We start from the raw sequence: 569 nt of genomic DNA, 5'->3' as shown, positions 1-569 counted from the left end.
AGCAAAACAGAGAAAGCCCGATGTGTACTTTTTGGCGTAAGGACTCGAATCAATGAGTGATTGAACTAAATCAGGATCGCCTTGATTGAGTGTCGCCCTCTCCCGATTTCTATCTTTCCCTAAGAGATAATCAACAGGGCCACTCCCAACGCCCTTACCTCTACGAGCGAACTGAACAATCATACTGAGATCTCATACTTTGCCATTATTTGCCCAAGCTGACGCTCGATTGCTGAAAGTTGAGCCAATACTTGAACCACATTCACGACATCATAATTCTGGGTATTCACTACTCTAGTGATCTGATTCAAGTTATTTCCAAGTCCAGATAACTGGCGCAATAATGCGGGGTCTACTTTAGGAACATTGGCTCTTTTAAGAGTCCGTTCCCCAAGACAAGTCTCTCTCATCCAAGGAGCTAATTCCGCACCATCACACCGATCTTTCAGAGCTTGAAGTTCAGCCTCAGTGACTCTGATCTTGATGGACTTTTCTCGTATTACTTTCTTCTTTTCAGTCATGGCAATTCTTTAGTTTGAGTGCTTTTAACTAGGGTTAAGGGAGCGTAG

General features: G+C 43.6%; 1 protein-coding gene and 1 pseudogene. Both read right to left on the bottom strand.

The window, feature by feature from the left end:
* A pseudogene (locus tag R8N49_RS29250) lies at positions 1-183 on the bottom strand (mobilization relaxase); the annotation flags it as partial.
* A complete protein-coding gene (locus tag R8N49_RS29245) occupies positions 180-521 on the bottom strand; it encodes a MobC family plasmid mobilization relaxosome protein (protein ID WP_025534403.1) in 342 nt (113 codons plus the stop codon). The pseudogene R8N49_RS29250 and the gene R8N49_RS29245, both read right to left, overlap by 4 nt.
* Positions 522-569: the final 48 nt, after the last annotated feature.

The organism is Vibrio sp. 1978, from assembly GCF_033344345.1.
The sequence above is the reverse complement of the archived record's forward strand: the minus strand, read 5'-3'. Positions and strand labels throughout refer to the sequence as shown.